The 14,889-nt window shown below is 64.0% G+C and carries 12 protein-coding genes, 2 tRNA genes and 2 pseudogenes; 12 read left to right on the top strand and 4 right to left on the bottom strand.

The genetic code is table 11. From position 1 onward, the window contains the following. Window positions 1-328 precede the first annotated feature (328 nt). The 4 genes and pseudogenes from IB229_RS07065 (at window position 329) to IB229_RS22210 (ending at window position 4,955) form a co-directional block, all read left to right on the top strand. Window positions 329-1,516: an ATP phosphoribosyltransferase regulatory subunit gene (locus IB229_RS07065; RefSeq protein WP_192326322.1), complete on the top strand. Its 1,188-nt coding sequence runs from the start codon at window positions 329-331 to the stop codon at window positions 1,514-1,516. Window positions 1,517-1,571: 55 nt separating this feature from the next. Beyond that, window positions 1,572-2,867 carry an adenylosuccinate synthase gene (locus IB229_RS07060; RefSeq protein ID WP_192326320.1) on the top strand — a complete coding sequence of 432 codons (1,296 nt, stop codon included), beginning with the start codon at window positions 1,572-1,574 and terminating at the stop codon, window positions 2,865-2,867. A 444-nt stretch (window positions 2,868-3,311) separates the two neighbouring features. Next, window positions 3,312-4,097, top strand: a pseudogene (locus IB229_RS22215) (HAMP domain-containing protein); the annotation flags it as partial. Next, window positions 4,071-4,955, top strand: coding sequence for a methyl-accepting chemotaxis protein (locus IB229_RS22210; RefSeq protein WP_412547790.1), 885 nt, complete (start codon window positions 4,071-4,073; stop codon window positions 4,953-4,955). The pseudogene IB229_RS22215 and the gene IB229_RS22210, both read left to right, overlap by 27 nt. A 97-nt stretch (window positions 4,956-5,052) precedes the next feature. Here IB229_RS22210 and IB229_RS07050 read toward each other — a convergent pair. Both IB229_RS07050 and IB229_RS07045 read right to left on the bottom strand, forming a co-directional pair. Further along, window positions 5,053-5,139, bottom strand: a tRNA-Leu gene (locus IB229_RS07050). Between the two features lie 109 nt (window positions 5,140-5,248). After that, a tRNA-Leu gene (locus IB229_RS07045) sits at window positions 5,249-5,335 on the bottom strand. 205 nt (window positions 5,336-5,540) lie between these two features. Between IB229_RS07045 and rnr the strand changes: the two genes are divergently transcribed. The 8 genes from rnr to alr all read left to right on the top strand — a co-directional run bounded on the left by rnr (window position 5,541) and on the right by alr (window position 14,011). Next, a complete protein-coding gene (rnr, locus tag IB229_RS07040; RefSeq protein ID WP_192326316.1) occupies window positions 5,541-8,084 on the top strand; it encodes a ribonuclease R in 2,544 nt (847 codons plus the stop codon). Continuing rightward, entirely contained in the window at window positions 8,081-8,833 is a 753-nt protein-coding gene (gene rlmB / locus IB229_RS07035; protein WP_192326314.1) for a 23S rRNA (guanosine(2251)-2'-O)-methyltransferase RlmB, read from the top strand. Before rnr ends, rlmB begins: the two co-directional genes overlap by 4 nt. A 229-nt stretch (window positions 8,834-9,062) precedes the next feature. After that, window positions 9,063-9,485 carry a 30S ribosomal protein S6 gene (rpsF, locus tag IB229_RS07030; RefSeq protein WP_192326312.1) on the top strand — a complete coding sequence of 141 codons (423 nt, stop codon included), beginning with the start codon at window positions 9,063-9,065 and terminating at the stop codon, window positions 9,483-9,485. Between the two features lie 28 nt (window positions 9,486-9,513). Further along, window positions 9,514-9,744, top strand: coding sequence for a 30S ribosomal protein S18 (rpsR, locus tag IB229_RS07025; protein WP_003452992.1), 231 nt, complete (start codon window positions 9,514-9,516; stop codon window positions 9,742-9,744). A 36-nt stretch (window positions 9,745-9,780) separates the two neighbouring features. Continuing rightward, complete coding sequence (locus IB229_RS07020) at window positions 9,781-10,674, top strand: hypothetical protein (protein WP_192326310.1); 894 nt, start codon at window positions 9,781-9,783, stop codon at window positions 10,672-10,674. Window positions 10,675-10,695: 21 nt separating this feature from the next. After that, entirely contained in the window at window positions 10,696-11,142 is a 447-nt protein-coding gene (gene rplI, locus IB229_RS07015; RefSeq protein ID WP_192326308.1) for a 50S ribosomal protein L9, read from the top strand. 165 nt (window positions 11,143-11,307) lie between these two features. Next, window positions 11,308-12,702, top strand: a complete 1,395-nt coding sequence (gene dnaB, locus IB229_RS07010) for a replicative DNA helicase (RefSeq protein ID WP_192326306.1) — start codon at window positions 11,308-11,310, stop codon at window positions 12,700-12,702. A gap of 232 nt (window positions 12,703-12,934) precedes the next feature. Further along, on the top strand, window positions 12,935-14,011 hold the full coding sequence (alr, locus tag IB229_RS07005) for an alanine racemase (RefSeq protein WP_192326302.1): 1,077 nt from the start codon (window positions 12,935-12,937) through the stop codon (window positions 14,009-14,011). On the opposite strand, the gene IB229_RS22205 is transcribed toward alr, so the two are convergent. Further along, window positions 13,977-14,255: an alpha/beta fold hydrolase gene (locus IB229_RS22205; RefSeq protein ID WP_412547789.1), complete on the bottom strand. Its 279-nt coding sequence runs from the start codon at window positions 14,253-14,255 to the stop codon at window positions 13,977-13,979. The genes alr and IB229_RS22205 overlap by 35 nt on opposite strands. A 127-nt stretch (window positions 14,256-14,382) precedes the next feature. Continuing rightward, window positions 14,383-14,727: pseudogene (locus IB229_RS22200) on the bottom strand (alpha/beta fold hydrolase); the annotation flags it as partial. Window positions 14,728-14,889: the final 162 nt, after the last annotated feature.

Genomic DNA, 14,889 nt, shown 5'->3' with positions numbered 1-14,889 from the left:
GACGCACTCCGGCGTGGCCATTCGGCCCGTCGGGGTGACCGTCGGGGAAAACGTGTTATCATGAGCCAGCCGGGTAAAAAGCCCGGCTTTTTTGCGTCTGCAGGAACCATGTTGCAGGAATTCGGCATCGCTTTACGGTTGATGTCGCTCGGAAAGGCTTCTGTCTTTTCTCTATCCGCGGCATTGGCGCAGGACGTTTGCACGGCTGATGCGACTTCTGCATGTTGCCAGCTGAGTGCCACGGGCCATCCAGCATGCTGCTGGGATTCGCTCTCCTGCATCTGCTTCACTGAAGGCTTGCCGCCCGGACCAAGAGGGGAATGGCGAAATGGCAACGGTAGACCGCTGGCTGCTGCCAGATGGCATCGAAGAAGTACTCCCGCCCGAAGCTGCACGTATCGAGGCGGCACGCCGTCAGGTGTTGGATCTGTTCCAGCGCTGGGGCTACGAGTTCGTTGTTACCCCGCATATTGAATACCTCGAATCCCTGCTCACTGGAGCTGGCCAGGATCTGGATCTGCGCACCTTCAAGGTGACCGATCCGCAGTCTGGTCGCCTGATGGGCTTTCGTGCCGACATCACGCCGCAGGTGGCGCGTATTGATGCGCATACTCTGCGTCGCGAAGGCCCGAGCCGCCTGTGCTACGCCGGCAGCGTGCTGCATGCGCAGCCGCGTGCGCTGTCCACCTCGCGCAGCCCGATTCAGCTGGGTGCCGAGCTGTACGGCGATGCTAGTCCGGCGAGCGATGTCGAAGTCATCAGCCTGATGCTCGACATGCTCGAGCTGGGCAAGGTGCCCGACGTGCACATGGATCTCGGGCATGTCGGCATCTACCGTGGCCTGGCGCGTGCGGCCAATCTTTCCGGCGAAGTCGAGCAGCAGCTGTTCGATGCATTGCAGCGCAAGGCGGTCGATGAGGTCGCGGCGCTGACCGCCGATCTTCCTGATTCGCTGGCCAGCATGTTGCGTTCACTGGCGGAGCTGTGCGGCAGTCGCGATGTGCTGGAGCTGGCGCAGGCCTGCCTGGTCGAGGCGCCGGGCGAGGTGCATGCGGCGCTGGATGAGCTGGTCGCCATTGCCGATGAGCTGGAGCTGCGTTACCCGGAGCTGCCGCTGTATTTCGATCTCGGTGAGCTGCGTGGCTATCGCTACCACACCGGCGTGGTGTTCGCTGCGTTCGCTCCGGGTGTCGGCCAGTCGATCGCCCAGGGCGGTCGTTACGACGACATCGGTGCCGATTTCGGCCGCGCGCGTCCGGCAACGGGGTTCTCGACCGATCTGAAAACCCTGGTCAGCCTCGGTGACATGCTGCTCGACGAGCCGGCACCGGGCGTCTGGGCGCCGGATGTACATGATGTTTATCTGTGGCGGGCTGTGCAGCGTCTGCGCCGTGAAGGCGTGCGCGTGGTGCAGGCGTTGCCTGGACAGGAGATTGATGCAGCAGCGGAGGCGGCCTGTGATCGCCACTTGCAGTTGCATGAAGGACGTTGGCAGGTGGCGCCTCTGGCGTCCTGATTGATTTTCCGCCGGCCCTGGTCGGCATCGAGCTTGCGCAAAGAGGAATCGTGTTATGGGTAAGAATGTCGTGGTCCTGGGCACCCAGTGGGGTGATGAGGGCAAGGGCAAGATCGTCGATCTGCTGACCGAGCAGACCGCTGCCGTCGTTCGCTATCAGGGCGGTCACAACGCCGGCCACACGCTGGTCATCGATGGCGAAAAGACCGTACTGCATCTGATCCCGTCCGGCATCCTGCGTGAAGGTGTGCGCTGCCTGATCGGCAATGGTGTGGTGGTTGCCCCAGACGCCCTGATGCGCGAGATCACCAAGCTGGAAGAGAAGGGTGTGCCGGTGCGCGAGCGCCTGCGTATCAGTCCATCCTGCCCGCTGATCCTCTCCTATCACGTGGCCCTCGACCAGGCGCGCGAGAAGGCGCGCGGCGATGCCAAGATCGGCACCACCGGCCGTGGCATCGGCCCGGCCTACGAAGACAAGGTGGCACGTCGCGGTCTGCGCATTGGCGACCTGTTCCATCGCGAGCGCTTTGCCGCCAAGCTCGGCGAGCTGCTGGACTACCACAACTTCGTGCTGGTCAATTACTACAAGGAGCCGGCGGTCGACTTCCAGTCCACTCTGGATGAGTGCATGGAGTTCGCCGAGCTGCTGCGCCCAATGATGACCGACGTCACCGCCGATCTGCACGAGCTGCGTCGCGCCGGCAAGGACATCATGTTCGAAGGCGCCCAGGGTTCGCTGCTGGACATCGACCACGGCACCTATCCCTATGTCACCAGCTCCAACACCACCGCTGGCGGTACCGCCACCGGTTCCGGTTTCGGCCCGCTGTACCTGGATTACATCCTCGGGATTACCAAGGCCTACACCACCCGTGTCGGTTCCGGTCCGTTCCCGACCGAGCTGTTCGATGAAACCGGGGCTTTCCTGGCCAAGCGTGGTCACGAGTTCGGTTCGACCACCGGTCGCGCCCGCCGCTGTGGCTGGTTCGACGCCGTGATCCTGCGTCGCGCCATCGAGATCAACAGCATCTCCGGCCTGTGCCTGACCAAGCTGGACGTGCTCGACGGTCTGGAAAGCATCCTCATCTGCACCGGCTACAAGGATGCCGAAGGCAACCTGCTGGTCGATGCGCCGACCGACGCCGACAGCTACATTGGCCTGCAGCCGGTGTACGAGGAGCTGTCGGGCTGGAGCGAGTCGACGCTGGGCGCCAAGAGCCTGGAAGAGCTACCGGCTGCGGCTCGTACCTACATCAAGCGCGTGGAGGAGCTGGTCGGTGCGCCGATCGACATCATTTCCACTGGGCCGGATCGCAACGAAACCATCGTTCTGCGTCATCCCTTCGCCTGATTCCCGTCTGGGTGCGAAAGAGGCCGCCATTGTGCGGCCTCTTTTCGTTGTGCTGCCCGCAGGCGGGCGTCTGGTCGGCACGTCCCTTGCTGTGGGCTATACATTCCTGAGGTTGCCGCCATTTCCGTGGCGGATGTTGGAGAGGTAGTCGCCGTGTCTTCGGTTCTCGCATTGCTGCGCAGTCGTCTGTTGCTGCCGGTATTCATTGCTCTGGGTGTTGCCTTGCTGGTGCAGGTTCTGGTGGCGGTTGCCCTGACTCGGGGCACGATCGCCGGTCTGGTCGAAGACCTCGATCGTCGCCTCGGTAGTGACACCGAGCGCCTGGCGACCGAACTGCAGGCGGCCAGCGCCGAAGTTCAGGGTGGCCTGTCCAGTCTTGCCGGGCAGACGCGTGAGCGCCTGAACGCTGGCCTCGCGGCGCGCCTGCAGGAAGAGCAGGGGCAGATGCGCGGCGTGCTGGAGCGCAGCCTCAAGCAGTCCGCTGACGATTCCGCGCAGTTGCTGGCGGCCGTGGCGCCGAAAGCCATCTGGGATAACGATGTGCCCGCGCTGACCGAATTGGTGCGCATGGCGCACCGCAATCCGGCAGTGCTGTTCGTGGTCTATTCCGATGCCCAGGGGCAGCGCTTGACCCGTCATGTGAATCGGCAGGATCCGCGTGTGCAGGCCCTGCTCGTCAAAGGCGAAGGCAAGGGAGCGCTGGACAAGGTGATCAGCGCGGCGCGTGGTGATGCGTCGGTGTATGTCACTGAAGTCGGTATCAGTCCAATGGGTTCGGAAATCGGCAAGGTACTGCTGGGTATCTCCACTGCGGCTGTCGATGATGAGCTGGCGGCGCTGGACAAGCGTTTCCTGACCCTGACCAGCGATGCCGGTGAGCTGGTTTCCGACAGCCTCAGCGGTGCAGTGGCCGAGAGTGGCACCGCGCTGGCGGCGCGCCTTTCCGCGGCGCGCGAGGCTGCAACCGGCATGAGCGTCGGCAGTCGCGCCGCAGTAGAAGATGCGGCTGCTGGTCTGCGCTGGAATATCGGGCTGGGCCTGGTGTTGGTCGGTCTTGGTGTTCTCCTGGTGCTGGCATTGGTGCTCGGCCAGCGTGTGCTCAGCAAGCTGCGCCTGCTGGAGGCGGCGCTGGACGATTTGGCGGCGGGTGAGGGCGATCTGACCAGGCGCGTAGAGCTCAACAGCCACGACGAGATCGGTGACATGGCGGCGGCAGTCAATCGGTTCATCGCCAAGTTGCAACCCATCGTGCGCGAGGCGGGCGATGTGGCGCTGCGCACCGGCGAGGAGATTCGCAATCTTGGTGTGCGCAGTGCTGCGGCTGAGTCGGCGGCGGCACGTCAGCGTGACGAGGTTGCCGGCAGTTTGCATGCGCTGGAAGAAATGGCTGGCGCGGCGCGGGCGGAAAACCAGGCGATGCAGGATGCCCAGCAGCGAGTGGGGGCGATTCGCCAGGCGGCCCACGACAATGCGGCCATTGCGGCGCGGGTGGGTGGGTTGATCGAGGCGTTGGTGGCGCGCGTGGACAGTGGCTCCGCGGTGATCGAGCGTCTGGCGCGGCAGAGCGAACAGATCGAAGTGGTCCTCACCGTCATCCGTTCGATTGCCGAGCAGACCAACCTGCTGGCCCTCAATGCCGCGATCGAAGCGGCGCGTGCTGGCGAGAGCGGGCGCGGCTTTGCCGTGGTGGCGGATGAGGTGCGTGCGCTGGCGAGCAAGACGCAGCAGTCGACGGGCGACATCCAGGCGCATATCACGGCGCTGCAGCAAGGTGCGCGTGAGGCGGTTTCAGTCATTGGTCAGGCGGGCGATCAGGCGGCCGAAGGCCTGCAGGCGTTGCGCGACAGTGCGCGGTTGCAGCAGTCGGTTCAGGCGTCCGTCGATGAAGTGCATGAGGCCATCGATGCGGCCAGTCGGGCGGCGGCGCATCAGGCTGATGGGGCGAATGCCGTGCGCGGGCGGGTCGAGGTGATTCACAGCGAGGCGCAGCGCGCGGCCCGTGAGGTCAGCGAGACGGCTGCCAGTGGTCGGGTGCTCGACGGCCTGGTTGCGCAGCTCAAGGCGAGCTTCGCTCAGTTCAAGGTCTAGCACGAGGAGGGCGCCGGCACGCTGTCGGCGCGGCTTCTGCAAATCGGGAAGGCAGAAAAGACAAAACCGAGCCAGTGGCTCGGTTCTGTTTGAAGAGTGGTGCCCAGGAGAAGACTCGAACTTCCACGGTGTTGCCACCGCTAGGACCTGAACCTAGTGCGTCTACCAATTCCGCCACCTGGGCACATTGCGATGATTGCTCACCGACTTTTTGCAGCTTTCTATCGTTTTACCGATACGGCATGCTGCGCCGTTAAAAACGAAACCGAGCCAGCGGCTCGGTTTCTGAAGAGTGGTGCCCAGGAGAAGACTCGAACTTCCACGGTGTTGCCACCGCTAGGACCTGAACCTAGTGCGTCTACCAATTCCGCCACCTGGGCACGGGAAACAATGATTGCTCAGCGTTTCCGTGGTACAACGTCTCAGCAACGTTGTGGGCGCGAATAATACGGTCGGTGTTTTTTCTTGTAAACCCCTGACGGCAAAAAAATTATTGTCGCGGGAAAAGCTGACCCCGGTGCCGTTTCGCGCTTCAATAGGCACATGGCACACACATCTATATATGCGTAAAGGTGATTTCACTTAATGGCCGATTGGCAATCCCTCGACCCTGAGGCCGCCCGCGAGGCGGAAAAATACGAAAACCCCATCCCCAGCCGTGAGCTGATTCTGCAGCACCTCGCCGAGCGTGGTTCGCCCGCAGCTCGCGAGGAGCTGGTCGCTGAGCTCGGTCTGACCACCGAGGAACAGCAGGAGGCTCTGCGCCGCCGTCTTCGCGCCATGGAGCGCGACGGTCAACTGATTTACACGCGCCGCGGCACCTACGCCCCGGTGGACAAGCTCGACCTGATCCGTGGCCGCATCAGCGGGCACCGCGACGGCTTCGGCTTTCTCGCCCCGGACGACGGCAGCGACGACCTGTTCATGAGTCCGGCGCAGATGCGCCTGGTGTTCGACGGTGACCGTGTCCTCGCGCGGGTTGCCGGCCTGGACCGCCGCGGCCGTCGTGAAGGCGCGATCGTCGAAGTGATCGAGCGCGCGCACGAAACCATCGTCGGGCGCTACTTCGAAGAAGGCGGCATCGGCTATGTAGAAGCCGACAACCCGAAGATCCAGCAGGAAGTGCTGGTCACTCCCGGCCGCACCGGCAATGCCAAGATCGGCCAGTTCGTCGAGATCAAGATCACCCATTGGCCGACGGCGCGTTTCCAGCCGCAAGGCGACATCATCGAAGTGGTCGGCAACTACATGGCGCCGGGCATGGAAATCGACGTTGCACTGCGCAGCTACGACATCCCGCATGTCTGGCCGGAGGCGGTGGTCAAGGAAGCGCGCAAGCTCAAGCCTGAAGTCGAAGAAGCCGACAAGGAAAAGCGCGTCGACCTACGGCACCTGCCATTTGTCACCATTGACGGCGAAGACGCCCGCGACTTCGACGATGCGGTCTATTGCGAGAAGAACAGCAGCGCCTGGAAGCTGTTTTCCGGCGGCTGGAAGCTCTATGTCGCCATCGCCGACGTGTCGCACTACGTCAAGGTCGGCTCGGCGCTGGACGAGGAAGCCACCAAGCGCGGCAACTCGGTGTACTTCCCCGAGCGCGTCATCCCGATGCTGCCGGAAGAGCTGTCCAACGGCCTGTGCTCGCTGAACCCGCATGTCGATCGCCTGGCCATGGTCTGCGAGATGACCATGTCCAAGGCTGGCAAGCTGGTCGACTACCAGTTCTACGAGGCGGTGATCCACTCCCATGCACGCCTGACCTACAACAAGGTCAGCTACATGCTGGAGCAACCGAAGAGCGCCGAGGGCAAGGCCCTGCGTACCGAGTACAAAGAGATCCTGCCGGACCTCAAGCAGCTTTACTCGCTGTATCAGGTGCTGCTGAGCGCGCGTCACGAGCGTGGCGCCATCGACTTCGAGACTCAAGAGACCCGCATCATCTTCGGTGCCGAGCGCAAGATCGCGGAGATTCGCCCGACCCAGCGCAACGACGCGCACAAGCTGATCGAGGAGTGCATGCTGGCGGCCAACGTCGCCACCGCGCAGTTCATGCAGAAGCACGAAGTGCCATCGCTGTATCGCGTGCATGCCGGCCCGCCACCGGAGCGCCTGGAAAAGCTCAAGGCGTTTCTCTCCGAGATCGGCCTGTCCCTGCACAAGAGCAAGGACGGCCCGACGCCGAAGGACTATCAGAAGCTGCTGCAGAGCATTCGTGAGCGGCCGGACTACCACCTGATCCAGACCGTGATGCTGCGTTCGCTGAGTCAGGCGGTGTACAGCGCCGACAACGGTGGGCACTTCGGCCTCAACTATGAGGCGTACACCCACTTCACCTCGCCGATCCGTCGTTATCCGGACCTGCTGGTGCACCGTGCCATTCGCAGCGTGATCCGTTCCAAGCTGGATACGCCGCACGTGCGCCGCGCTGGCGCCACCAACATGCCGCGTGCGCGCATCTACCCGTACGACGAGCCGGCGCTCGAGCAGCTCGGTGAGCAGTGCTCGATGACCGAGCGACGTGCCGACGAAGCCACCCGTGACGTGGTCAACTGGCTCAAGTGCGAGTTCATGAAGGACCGCGTCGGCGAGACCTTCGAAGGTGTGATCACCGCAGTGACCGGCTTCGGTCTGTTCGTCGAGCTCAAGGACATCTACGTCGAAGGCCTGGTGCATGTGACTGCACTGCCGGGCGACTACTACCACTTCGACCCGGTCCATCACCGCCTGGCCGGTGAGCGCAGCGGCCGCAGCTTCCGTCTCGGCGACAGCGTCGAGGTCAAGGTCATGCGCGTCGATCTCGACGAGCGCAAGATCGACTTCGAGATGTCCCAGGCGGCTATCGATGCGCCAGTCGGGCGCAAGCGCAGTGGCGTTCGCGGCGAGGCCGCGGCCAAGGCGCCGGCCGAGCGTGCTGGGCGACGCAGCAAGAGCGAGTCGCCTGTCGCCGGTAATACCGATGTGCAGAAGAGTCGCGACCTGAAGAAAGCGCTGCTGTCCGGTGCCAAGACTGGCAGCAAGCCGGCAGCCGGGCGTGGCGGCGAAAAGCCGTCCAGCCACCGCAAGGGGCCGCCGAAGGCTGGTGCTGCGCCGTCGTCCGCCAAGCCACGTAAGCGCAAGGCCAAGCCATGAGTGCGCTGGAAAAAGTCTATGGCGTGCACGCCGTAGAGGCGTTGCTGCGTCACCACCCGAAGCGCGTCAAGCAGCTGTGGCTGGCGGAAAGCCGACAGGATCCGCGGATCAGGGTCCTGCTCGATCTCGCCGGGCAGAACCGCGTGCCCGTCGGGCAGAAGGATCGCCGCGAACTGGATGAGTGGGCCGAAGGCGTGCACCAGGGCGTGGTGGCTGAAGTCAGCCCGAGCCAGGTGTGGGGCGAGGCGATGCTCGAAGAGCTGCTCGACCGTCGCGAAGGCCCGCCGCTGCTGCTGGTACTGGACGGTGTGACCGATCCGCACAACCTCGGTGCTTGCCTGCGTACCGCCGATGCTGCCGGCGCGCTGGCGGTGATCGTGCCCAAGGACAAGTCGGCCACGCTCAACGCCACAGTGCGCAAGGTCGCCTGTGGTGCTGCTGAAGTGATTCCACTGGTCGCTGTGACCAACCTCGCGCGCACGCTCGAGAAACTCCAGCAGCGCGGCCTGTGGCTGGTCGGCACCGCTGGCGAGGCCGAGCAGGAGCTGTATCAGCAGGACCTCACCGGGCCGACCGTGCTGATCATGGGCGCCGAAGGCAAAGGCATGCGTCGCCTGACCCGCGATCACTGCGACTACCTGGTGAAGCTACCGATGTCCGGTAGCGTCAGCAGCCTCAACGTTTCCGTCGCAACGGGCGTCTGCCTGTTCGAGGCGGTGCGTCAGCGCAAGGCGGCCGGCAAAGCCTGAGCCGCTTGCGCGTTATCGCCTGCGTGTCCGGCCGGGCATGCAGGCGCTGTTCTCGCTGCTCAAATAATCACCAGTTCGCCTTGCGCCTGGCAGGGGGCTTCACTAGAATGTCGCCCCTTGCCGTGATGGCAGGCGTTTTCGCGCCTACCTTCCGGCAAGCTCAGAACGAGTCATTCACTCCTTGCCTGACCATCTTTTGTTGGCAGGCTACAACCCGTAAGGAGCATTCATGCGTCATTACGAAATCATCTTTCTGGTTCACCCGGACCAGAGCGAGCAAGTCGGCGGCATGGTCGAGCGTTACACCAAGCTGATCGAAGAAGACGGCGGCAAGATCCATCGCCTGGAAGACTGGGGCCGTCGCCAACTGGCCTACGCCATCAACAACGTTCACAAGGCTCACTACGTGATGCTGAACGTTGAGTGCAGCGGCAAAGCCCTGGCCGAGCTGGAAGACAACTTCCGCTACAACGATGCCGTGATCCGTAACCTGGTCATCCGTCGCGACGAAGCCGTTACCGGCCAGTCCGAGATGCTCAAGGCTGAGGAAAACCGCAGCGAGCGTCGTGAACGTCGCGATCGCGTTGAATCCGACTCCGCCGAAGGCGAAGACGGCGACAACAGCGACAGCAACGACAACGCTGACGAGTAATCCACAGATCTATTGAGGAGCCACTGTCATGGCACGTTTTTTCCGTCGTCGTAAGTTCTGCCGTTTCACCGCCGAAGGCGTGAAAGAGATCGACTTCAAGGATCTCAACACCCTGAAAGCGTACATCTCCGAAACCGGCAAGATCGTTCCTAGCCGTATTACCGGTACCAAGGCCAAGTACCAGCGTCAGCTGGCGACCGCTATCAAGCGCGCCCGCTACCTGGCCCTGCTGCCCTACACCGACAGCCACGGCCGCTGAGACCGGAAGGTCGACAAGTAGTAAGGGATAGATCGCATGCGCGCCATTGCTGAGTTCATCATGCGCGGTCGCATGCAGGCCACCCTGGTGGTGGTTGGTTCGGCGGCTTTGCCGCTATTGTTCTGGTTGAGTGCTGCCGCTAGCTGCCTGGTGCTGCTGCGGCGGGGTCCGAAGGATGCCGTAGGTATCCTTGCCTGGGCGATGCTGCCGGCGTTGGTCTGGTGGTATTTCGGTGAACCGCGCACCTTGCTGGTGTTGCTGGGCTCACTGGGGCTGGCGTTGATGTTGCGCGCCGGTCAGTCCTGGGTTCGCGTGCTGCTTGGCAGCATTGCCGTCGGCCTGGTGTTCAGTGTGGTTCTTGGAGCGGTGTTCCGCGAACCCATCGCAGAGTTGGCGACGCAGTTGCAGAAACTGATGCCGCAGATGCTCGATGGGGCCTACCAGCAGTTGTCGGTAGAAGAGCGAGCGCGTCTGGAGTCACTGATTGCACCGGTACTCACTGGTTTGATGGCTGCGCTGCTGCAGATCGTCAGCCTGCTCTGCCTGATGCTTGGGCGGTACTGGCAGGCGGTGTTGTACAACCCAGGTGGTTTCGGGAGCGAGTTTCGCGCCCTGCGACTGCCGCCGATGCTGGCCTTCGGCTTGCTCACGGCGATGCTCCTCGGGCCGAATTTCGGTGTGGAGCTGGCCATGTTGACGCCGCTGTGCAGCGTGCCACTGGCATTTGCCGGGCTGGCGCTTTTGCATGGGCTGTCCGCGTCGGGGCGTCTGGCCAAGTTTTGGCTGGTGGGGCTGTACGTATCGCTGCTGCTGTTTTTGCAGCTGGTTTATCCGTTACTGGTGGCCTTGGCCATCGTCGACAGTCTGATTGATTTTCGTGGCCGCCGAGCGCCAAAAAACGACGCCGGCCCCACGAACGGTGAAGGTTAAAAGTTAAGAGGTAAGACCCAAATGGAAGTTATCCTGCTGGAAAAAATCGCCAACCTGGGCAACCTGGGCGATAAGGTCAACGTCAAATCCGGTTACGGCCGCAACTACCTGCTGCCGCAAGGCAAGGCTACTGCTGCTACCGCTGAAAACGTTGCTGCGTTCGAAGTTCGCCGTGCCGAACTGGAAAAGGCCGCTGCCGAGAAGAAAGCTTCCGCTGAAGCTCGCGCTGCCCAACTGGCTGAGCTGGAAGTGACCATCACTGCCACTGCCGGTGACGAAGGCAAGCTGTTCGGTTCCATCGGTACTCACGACATCGCTGATGCCCTGACCGCCGCTGGCGTCGAAGTGGCCAAGGCTGAAGTTCGTCTGCCGAACGGTACCATTCGCCAGGTTGGCGAGTTCGACGTGGCCGTGCACCTGCACACTGACGTTGAAGCAACCGTACGTGTTGTAGTCGTCGCCGCCTAAGGACTCGTCCTTGGTCAGCCGACTTGCGGTCTTGCGCTGACGCGCCGGCCTGCAGACAATCGGGCACGGCATCGCATTCGCGGTGTCGTGCCCTTTGTTTTTCTGAAGAGCCTTTTGCAAAACCGGTTTTTGTAAAAGCCTCTGCGTGTTGGAACCACAGGTGCCATGAACGACATCAGCCTCCCTCAGCAGTACGACCTGGAAACCGCCGCACTCAAGGTGCCGCCGCATTCCATCGAGGCCGAACAGGCCGTGCTGGGCGGTTTGATGCTGGACAACAACGCTTGGGAGCGGGTCCTCGACCAGGTCTCCGATGGCGACTTCTATCGGCATGACCATCGCCTGATCTTCCGCGCCATCTACAAGCTGGCCGAGCGCAACGCGCCGTTCGACGTGGTTACCCTGTCCGAGCAGCTGGACAAGGAAGGCCAGCTGTCGCAGGTCGGCGGCCTGGCCTACCTGGGTGAGCTGGCGAAGAACACGCCCTCGGTGGCCAACATCAAGGCCTATGCGCAGATCATCCGCGAGCGCGCGACCCTGCGGCAGCTGATCGGCATCAGCGCCGAAATCGCCGACAGTGCCTACGCGCCGCTGGGGCGTACCGGCGAGGAAATCCTCGACGAGGCTGAGCGGCTGATCTTCCAGATCGCCGAGGCGCGGCCGAAGACCGGCGGCCCGGTGGGCATCAACGACATCCTGGTCAAGGCCATCGACCGCATCGACTCGCTGTTCAACGCCGGCGACGCGATCACCGGGCTGTCCACCGGTTTCAGTGACCTGGACGACCTGACCAGTGGCCTGCAGCCGGCCGACATGGTCATCGTCGCCGGGCGTCCGTCGATGGGTAAGACCACCTTCGCCATGAACCTGGTGGAGAACGCCCTGATGCGCAGCGACAAGGCGATCCTCGTCTACTCGCTGGAGATGCCCTCGGAATCCATCGTTATTCGTATGCTCGCCTCCCTGGGGCGCATCGACCAGACCAAGGTCCGTGCCGGCCGCCTGGACGACGACGACTGGCCGCGCCTGACCTCGGCGGTCAACCTGCTCAACGACCGCAAGCTGTTCATCGACGACACCGCCGGCATCAGCCCGTCGGAGATGCGTGCACGCACCCGGCGCCTGGCCCGCGAGCACGGTGAGATCGGCCTGATCATGGTCGACTACCTGCAGCTGATGCAGATCCCCGGCTCCAGCGGCGACAACCGGGTCAACGAGATTTCCGAGATCTCGCGCTCGCTCAAGGCCCTGGCCAAGGAATTCAACTGCCCGGTGATCGCCCTGTCGCAGCTCAACCGCGGCCTGGAGCAGCGCCCGAACAAGCGCCCGATCAACTCCGACTTGCGCGAATCCGGGGCTATCGAGCAGGACGCCGACATCATCATGTTCGTCTACCGCGACGAGGTCTATCACCCGGAGACCGAGTACAAGGGCGTAGCCGAAATCATCATCGGCAAGCAGCGTAACGGCCCCTTGGGCACCGCGCGCCTGGCGTTCCTCGGCAAGTACTCGCGCTTCGAGAACCTGGCACCGGGCAGCTATCAGTTCGACGACGAATAAGTCGTTACCCGGTAATCCTGCTGCGCTTCGCGCAAGCTGTGTCGCGTGGTGCTCGCCTCCTCATGAGCAGGCGTTCACTGCGGGGGCCGCACTCCAGGCTTCTTGCCTGCGCGATGCTCTCGACGGATTGCCAGGCAACGCCGCATCCCCGGGTTCGGCTGGCACAGATCAATGAAAACGGGCGCCCAGCGGTTAAGATGGGCGCCCGTTTCGTTTGTCTGGAGCCTGCTGCATGCGCCCTCTCGTCGCCACTGTCGATCTGGCCGCCGTTCGTCACAACTACGCCGTGGCCAAGCGCTGCGCGCCGGGGCGTCAGGCCTTTGCCGTGGTCAAGGCGAATGCTTACGGCCATGGTGTGCGCGAGGTGGTCACGGCGCTGCACGATGACGCCGATGGCTTCGCCGTAGCGAGCCTGGAAGAGGCCGCCGAAGTTCGTGCCATGCACGGCCAGGCGCGCATCCTGCTGCTGGAAGGCTGCTTCAGTGCCGACGAGCTGCCTATCGCCGCGCGCCTCGGTCTGGACCTGATGGTGCGCAGCGCCGAGCAGGTCGAGGCGTTGCTGGCGGCGCAGTTGCCGCGCTCGCTGAACGTGTGGCTCAAGGTGGATACCGGCATGCACCGCCTGGGCCTGTCGCCGCAGGTTGTGCGCGCTGCCTTCGCGCAACTGCGTGGCGCAGCGCAGGTGTCCGAACTCAACCTGCTCAGCCATTTCGCCTGCGCCGACGAGCGTGGTCACCCGCTGACCGAGCAGCAGGTCGAAGTGTTCCTCGATCTGCTCGACCTGGATTTCGACCTGCGCAGCCTGGCTAACTCGGCGGCGCTGCTGACCGTTCCGGCGTCGCACATGGACTGGCTGCGGCCGGGGATCATGCTCTACGGCGCCACGCCGTTTGCTGACCTCAGCGCCGCCGAGCTGGGGTTGAAACCGGTGATGAGCCTGACCGCGCAGCTGATCGCGGTGAACGAGGTGGCGGCCGGCGAGACGGTCGGCTACGGCACCGCCTGGGTTGCCCGGCGGCCGTCGCGCATTGGCATGGTCAGCTGCGGCTATGCCGATGGTTACCCGCGCTCCGCGCCGAGCGGCACGCCGGTGGTGATCCGTGGCCAGCGCGTGCCGCTGGCCGGGCGCGTGTCGATGGACATGCTCGCCGTCGACCTCACCGACCTGCCCGAGGCGGTGCTGGGGGATGCGGTGGAGCTGTGGGGCACGCAGCTGCCGGTGGACGACGTGGCGCGTGCCGCCGGCTCGATCGGCTACGAGCTGCTGACCAAGGTCACGACGCGGGTGCCGCGGCGCTATCAGTCCTGAGTTCGCCCGCCGCCTCGGCATGGCGGGCGAGAAAGGCGTCGATCAGTGCGTTCACTTCCTGCGGGTTTTCCAGTCCGGCCAGGTGCGCGGTGCATGGCATCACCACGAATTCGGCGCCGGGGATCGCCTCGGCCATGACGCGGGTTTCCGCGACCGGGAACACCCGGTCTTCCTCGCCGGCGATGACCAGCACCGGCCGGCGGATGCCGGCTAGCAGCGCGCGCTGATCCGGGCGGCGCGGCACCACGCTGCTCACCGCCCAGGCCACCGAGTCCGGCCGGCAATGCGCCAGCGCAGCGCCGATGCTGGCCAGCACCTGGGGCCGCTGCGCTTCGCTGGTCGGGTCCGACGAAGTTACCCACCACCAGGCGCTTGAGCACGCCGTCCAGCCCGAGCAGGCGGGCGAGCACCGCCAGCAGCGGGAATTCCAGGCGGTGCTTCCAGCCGGCTGGCGAGGCGGTGGCGTTCATCAGCACGGCCACGCCGAGGCGCCCGGGATAGCGGGCGGCGAAGGTCGCGCCAATCATCCCGCCCCAGGAATTGCCGACGAAGTGGCCCTGCGCCAGGCCCAGGTGATCGAGGACCTCGACCAGGCAACGGGCGCACTCGTCGAAGGCGAAGTGGCGCTGCAGTGCCTCGCTATCGCCGTGGCCGGGCGGGTCGATCAGCAGTACGCGGTAGCGCCCGGCGAAATGCTCGGCCTGGGCCTGCCACATGCCGCCGCTCATCAGCAAGCTCGACCAGAACAGCATCGGCATGCCGGTTCCGCCGCTGTCGCGTACGCGCAGGCGCCCCAGGCAGGTGGGGATGTCGTGACTGTGCAGCGAGGCGAGGGCGGACATGCGGCGCTCCGGCGTGAAGGAATCTTCACTGTAGGC

It is taken from the genome of Pseudomonas sp. PDM14 (assembly GCF_014851905.1).
Lineage (GTDB): Bacteria > Pseudomonadota > Gammaproteobacteria > Pseudomonadales > Pseudomonadaceae > Aquipseudomonas.
The sequence above is the reverse complement of the archived record's forward strand: the minus strand, read 5'-3'. Positions and strand labels throughout refer to the sequence as shown.

Coding starts and splice junctions, on each gene's coding strand:
- IB229_RS07020 (WP_192326310.1), top strand. CDS start 9,781: ATGCGCGCCATTGCTGAGTTCATCATGCGCGGTCGCATGCAGGCCACC.
- rpsF (WP_192326312.1), top strand. CDS start 9,063: ATGCGTCATTACGAAATCATCTTTCTGGTTCACCCGGACCAGAGCGAG.
- alr (WP_192326302.1), top strand. CDS start 12,935: ATGCGCCCTCTCGTCGCCACTGTCGATCTGGCCGCCGTTCGTCACAAC.
- rplI (WP_192326308.1), top strand. CDS start 10,696: ATGGAAGTTATCCTGCTGGAAAAAATCGCCAACCTGGGCAACCTGGGC.
- rnr (WP_192326316.1), top strand. CDS start 5,541: ATGGCCGATTGGCAATCCCTCGACCCTGAGGCCGCCCGCGAGGCGGAA.
- IB229_RS07065 (WP_192326322.1), top strand. CDS start 329: ATGGCAACGGTAGACCGCTGGCTGCTGCCAGATGGCATCGAAGAAGTA.
- IB229_RS22210 (WP_412547790.1), top strand. CDS start 4,071: ATGGCGGCGGCAGTCAATCGGTTCATCGCCAAGTTGCAACCCATCGTG.
- dnaB (WP_192326306.1), top strand. CDS start 11,308: ATGAACGACATCAGCCTCCCTCAGCAGTACGACCTGGAAACCGCCGCA.
- rpsR (WP_003452992.1), top strand. CDS start 9,514: ATGGCACGTTTTTTCCGTCGTCGTAAGTTCTGCCGTTTCACCGCCGAA.
- IB229_RS07060 (WP_192326320.1), top strand. CDS start 1,572: ATGGGTAAGAATGTCGTGGTCCTGGGCACCCAGTGGGGTGATGAGGGC.
- rlmB (WP_192326314.1), top strand. CDS start 8,081: ATGAGTGCGCTGGAAAAAGTCTATGGCGTGCACGCCGTAGAGGCGTTG.